5 protein-coding genes are annotated in these 4,788 nt (G+C 68.9%); 3 read left to right on the top strand and 2 right to left on the bottom strand.

The genetic code is table 11. The features are described 5' to 3' along the window. Positions 1-429 (top strand): hypothetical protein (locus VOI19_RS14560; RefSeq protein ID WP_323793685.1); only part of this gene is annotated, 429 nt, incomplete at its 5' end. Between the two features lie 223 nt (positions 430-652). Here the strand turns inward: VOI19_RS14560 and meaB are convergent. Both meaB and VOI19_RS14550 read right to left on the bottom strand, forming a co-directional pair. Beyond that, a complete protein-coding gene (gene meaB / locus VOI19_RS14555; RefSeq protein ID WP_323793684.1) occupies positions 653-1,630 on the bottom strand; it encodes a methylmalonyl Co-A mutase-associated GTPase MeaB in 978 nt (325 codons plus the stop codon). A gap of 60 nt (positions 1,631-1,690) precedes the next feature. After that, complete coding sequence (locus VOI19_RS14550) at positions 1,691-2,881, bottom strand: acetyl-CoA C-acetyltransferase (protein ID WP_323793683.1); 1,191 nt, start codon at positions 2,879-2,881, stop codon at positions 1,691-1,693. Between the two features lie 151 nt (positions 2,882-3,032). Here VOI19_RS14550 and mce point away from each other — a divergent pair, with 151 nt between their 5' ends. Then, complete coding sequence (mce, locus tag VOI19_RS14545) at positions 3,033-3,476, top strand: methylmalonyl-CoA epimerase (protein WP_323793682.1); 444 nt, start codon at positions 3,033-3,035, stop codon at positions 3,474-3,476. Between the two features lie 103 nt (positions 3,477-3,579). Next, positions 3,580-4,788: crotonyl-CoA carboxylase/reductase (gene ccrA / locus VOI19_RS14540; RefSeq protein WP_323793681.1), on the top strand; the 1,209-nt coding region annotated here is incomplete at its 3' end.

Below are 4,788 nucleotides of genomic sequence, written 5' to 3'. Positions count from 1 at the left end.
ATGACCACTCCGCCGGGCGCGAACACGGGGTCCAGCGGGGTGTGGGGTGAGGACGCCAACCCGATCGACATGGACGTGATCGGGCTGAACTTCAACACCAACACCGGGGTGTTCTCGCTGACGGTGAAGAACAACGGGGCCGCTCCCGTCGCGCCGCACACGGTGGCGGTCACCTTCACTCCGACCAGCGGCACCTTCGCGTTCAACAACGACGTTCAGGGCAACCCCGCAGTGACGGCCAACCCGCCCATCGTCGCGCCGACCTCGAATCCGACCACGATCGAGTTCACCAACACGATCCCGGCCAACACGAACACCTCGGTGGCCTTCCAGTTCGGGATCGTGCGCACGGGCCGCGGCACGGTCTCGGCCACCGTGGTCGCACCTGACTCGCCCAAGAACAACACGCGTACCGGCAGCTACACGTGACTGGACTGACCCGCCGTCACGTCGTCAGGACGGCCGCGACAACCGCCTGAGCGGCGCCGGTGACAACGGCTCCGGCAACGTCCTCGGAGTCGTCACCGACCCGGCCTCGGTCGCCAACGACTCGAGAAACGTCGACTACGCCGGACCGCTCGCCGTCCAGCGACAGTGAGCTCCACGCCGCCTACGGGGAGGGAGCCCTCGAGCCGAGGTCGGGCGAGGTCACTCAGCCCACGTGGTGGTCAAGGCTGTCCAGAAGGACGTCGGCCGCGGCGTAGGAGTCGCTCTGCCCGTCGACCACCGCGGTCGCGAGGGCGTCGAGCTGGTCGTGCTCACCGACCTCGGTCCAGCGTCGGCGCAGGGAGGCGACCGCGATCGCCTCGATCTCGGCTCGAGCCCGCCGTGCACGCCGATGAGCCAGGGTGCCGGACGACGCCAGCCACGCACGGTGCTCGTCGAGGGCTGCGACGACGTCGCTCACGCCGTCACCGGTCTGCGCCACGGTCTTGAGGATCGGCTGCCGCCACTCGCCCTCGGAACGCTCGGCGAAGTTGAGCATCGCTCGCAGCTCACGGGCCACCTGGGGCGCGCCGTCACGGTCGGCCTTGTTGACGACGTAGACGTCGCCGATCTCGAGGATGCCGGCCTTGGCGGCCTGGATGCCGTCGCCCATGCCCGGTGCCAGCAGCACGACGGTGGTGTCGGCGAGGCCCGCTACCTCGACCTCGCTCTGACCCACCCCGACGGTCTCGACGAGGACGACGTCGAACCCGGCGGCGTCGAGGACCCGCATGGCCTGCGGGGTCGACCAGGACAGTCCGCCGAGGTGGCCGCGAGCCGCCATCGAGCGGATGAAGACTCCCTCGTCGGTGGCGTGGTCGCCCATCCGCACGCGGTCGCCGAGCAGCGCCCCGCCGGAGAACGGCGAGGACGGGTCGATGGCGAGCACCCCCACCCGACGGCCCTGCTCACGGAAGGCGCGGATCAGCGCACTGGTGGACGTCGACTTGCCGACGCCCGGCGATCCGGTGAGCCCGATGACATGGGCTCGACCGGTGTGCGGCGCGAGCGCCGCGGTGACCTCGCGCAGGAGCGGGGACTCGTCCTCGACCAGGGAGATCAGTCGCGCGACCGCCCGTGCCTGACCGGCACGGGCGGACGCGACGAGGTCGGAGACCGACTCAGCCCTGCGGCTCCCCTTCACAGTCCCCTCGCACCGAGAGCGCGAGGCGAGGGACGTAGGAACCCCACCGCCGAAGCGCTCTCAGGCTTCGGGGACACGCACGATCAGTGCATCGCCCTGGCCACCGCCGCCGCACAGGGCGGCCGCACCGACGCCGCCACCGCGACGCTTGAGCTCGAGGGCGAGGTGCAGGACCACGCGGGCACCGGACATGCCGACCGGGTGACCCAGGGCGATCGCGCCGCCGTTGACGTTGACCTTCGACTCGTCGAGACCCAGCGAGCGGGCCGACTCGAGACCGACGGCGGCGAACGCCTCGTTGAACTCGACGAGGTCGAGGTCCTTGGGGTCGATGCCCTCCTTGGCGCAGGCCTTGGCCGTTGCGTTGGCCGGCTGCATCTGCAGGGTGGAGTCAGGGCCGGCCACCATGCCGTGCGCGCCGATCTCGGCCAGCCACTCGAGGCCGAGCTCCTCGGCCTTGGCCTTGCTCATCACGACCACGGCGCAGGCGCCGTCGGAGATCTGCGAGGAGGAGGCTGCGGTGATGGTGCCGTCCTTCGAGAAGGCCGGACGCAGGGTCGAGAGGGACTCGGCGGTGGTCTCGCCACGCACGCCCTCGTCGCTGCTGATGACGACCGGGTCGCCCTTGCGCTGCGGGATCGAGACCGGGACGACCTCGTCGTCGAAGACGCCGTTCTTCCAGGCGGCCGCGGCCTTCTGGTGCGAACCGGCGGCGAACTCGTCCTGCTCCTCGCGGGTGAGCTTGGTGCCGGAGGCGTTGCACTGCTCGGTCAGCGCGCCCATTGCCTGCTGGGTGGACTGGTCGAAGAGCGCGTCGTAGGCCATCGAGTCGACGAGCGAGACGTCGCCGAACTTGAAGCCCTCGCGCGACTTGGGCAGCACGTGCGGGGCGTTGGTCATCGACTCCATGCCGCCGGCCACGATGATGTCGGCCTCGCCGGCGCGGATCATCTGGTCAGCGGTGGCGATGGCGTTGAGGCCCGAGAGGCACACCTTGTTGATGGTGATCGACGGGACGCCGAGCGGCAGGCCGCCCGCGATGCCGGCTGCGCGGGCCGGGTTCTGGCCGGCGCCGGCCAGGATGACCTGACCCATGATGAGGTACTCGACCTGGTCACCGGTGACTCCGGCCTTCTCGAGCGCGCCCTTGATGGCGACGCCACCCAGGTCAGCGGCCGAGAGGCTCTTGAAGCCGCCGAGCAGGCGGCCGATGGGGGTACGGGCCCCTGCGACGATGACGGTTCCGGACATGATGCCTCCGTGAAGTTCGAGTGAAGTACTTCGAGACTACCTACGAGTCACGAGACCAGCGAGGGTGTCCGCGACCCACCCCGTGAGGCACATGTCACACCCGCGGTGAGACACCTTGTCCTGGGGGTGCGACGGAGTGGAGCATGACGCCATGACCGCACTCGACATCCCCGAGCCCCTCTTCACTGCCATCGACCACGTCGGGATGGCGGTGCCCGACCTGGACGTCGCGATCGCCTTCTACCGCGACACGTTCGGCATGTCGGTGGCCCACCAGGAGGTCAACGAGGAGCAGGGCGTCCGCGAGGCGATGATGGCGGTTGGCGACTCGACCTCCTGCGTGCAGCTGCTCGCCCCGATCGACGAGACGTCGACGATCGCCAAGTTCATCGACCGCAACGGCCCCGGCTGCCAGCAGATCGCCTACCGCGTCACCGACGTCGAGCAGGTCTCGGCCATCCTGCGCGAGCGAGGACTGCGGATGCTCTACGACGCCCCGAAGCGCGGCACCAGCGACTCACGCATCAACTTCGTGCACCCCAAGGACGCCGGCGGCATCCTGGTCGAGCTGGTCCAGCCCGCAGCCGACCACTGAGACGTCCGGCACACTCAGCACCAGCCGGAGTTACTCGCCGGTATCTTTCGCGGCGGCCACCGTGCCGCTTGTTCACCTTCCTCCACCTCACCAGGAGACACCCGTGCAGCACATCCTCGACGCCATCACGGCCGGCCAGTCCGGCGACGCCTCCAGCGAGGACTTCGCCAACCTCACCCTGCCCGAGTCCTACCGCGCCGTGACGGTGCACAAGGACGAGGCCCAGATGTTCGAGGGCGTGGCCACCCGCGACAAGGACCCCCGCAAGAGCCTGCACGTCGAGGACGTCGCTCTGCCCGAGCTCGGTCCCGGCGAGGCGTACGTCGCCGTCATGGCCAGCGCGATCAACTACAACACCGTGTGGACCTCGATCTTCGAGCCCGTCTCCACCTTCGGCTTCCTCGAGCGCTACGGCCGCCTCTCCGAGCTCACCAAGCGCCACGACCTGCCCTACCACGTGGTCGGCTCCGACCTGGCCGGCGTCGTGCTCAAGACCGGTCCCGGCGTCACGAAGTGGAAGCCCGGAGCCGAGGTCGTCGCCCACTGTCTCTCGGTCGAGCTCGAGGACCCCGCCGGTCACGACGACACGATGATGGACCCGCAGCAGCGCATCTGGGGCTTCGAGACCAACTTCGGTGGCCTCGCCCACATCGCCCTGGTGAAGTCCAACCAGCTGCTGTCCAAGCCCGAGCACCTCACCTGGGAGGAGGCTGCCTCCCCCGGCCTGGTCAACGCCACGGCCTACCGCCAGCTGGTCTCCAAGAACGCCGGTCAGATGAAGCAGGGCGACAACGTGCTCATCTGGGGCGCCTCCGGCGGCCTCGGTGGCTTCGCGACGCAGTACGCCCTCAACGGCGGCGCCAACCCGATCTGCGTGGTCTCCAACGAGGAGAAGGCCAACATCGTGCGCTCCATGGGCGCCGAGATGGTGATCAACCGCTCGGAGGAGGACTGGAAGTTCTGGAACGAGGACAACACCGAGCAGAACCCCAAGGAGTGGCAGCGCCTCGGCAAGAAGATCCGTGAGCTCACCGGCGGCGAGGACATCGACATCGTCTTCGAGCACCCGGGCCGCGAGACCTTCGGAGCCTCGGTCTACGTGACCCGCAAGGGCGGCACCATCACCACCTGTGCCTCGACCACCGGCTACATGCACGAGTACGACAACCGCTACCTCTGGATGAACCTCAAGCGGATCGTCTCCAGCCACTTCGCCAACTACCGCGAGGCGTACGAGGCCAACCGCCTCATCGCCCTGGGCAAGATCCACCCGACCCTGTCGCGCACGTACTCCCTCGACGAGGTCGGCCAG

Source organism: Nocardioides sp. (assembly GCF_034670285.1).
Lineage (GTDB): Bacteria > Actinomycetota > Actinomycetes > Propionibacteriales > Nocardioidaceae > Nocardioides.
This window is presented reverse-complemented; position numbering and strand designations above follow the sequence as displayed.

Bases quoted from the DNA above. Each gene is read 5' to 3' on its own strand.
- VOI19_RS14550 (WP_323793683.1), bottom strand. From the start codon at position 2,881: ATGTCCGGAACCGTCATCGTCGCAGGGGCCCGTACCCCCATCGGCCGC.
- mce (WP_323793682.1), top strand. From the start codon at position 3,033: ATGACCGCACTCGACATCCCCGAGCCCCTCTTCACTGCCATCGACCAC.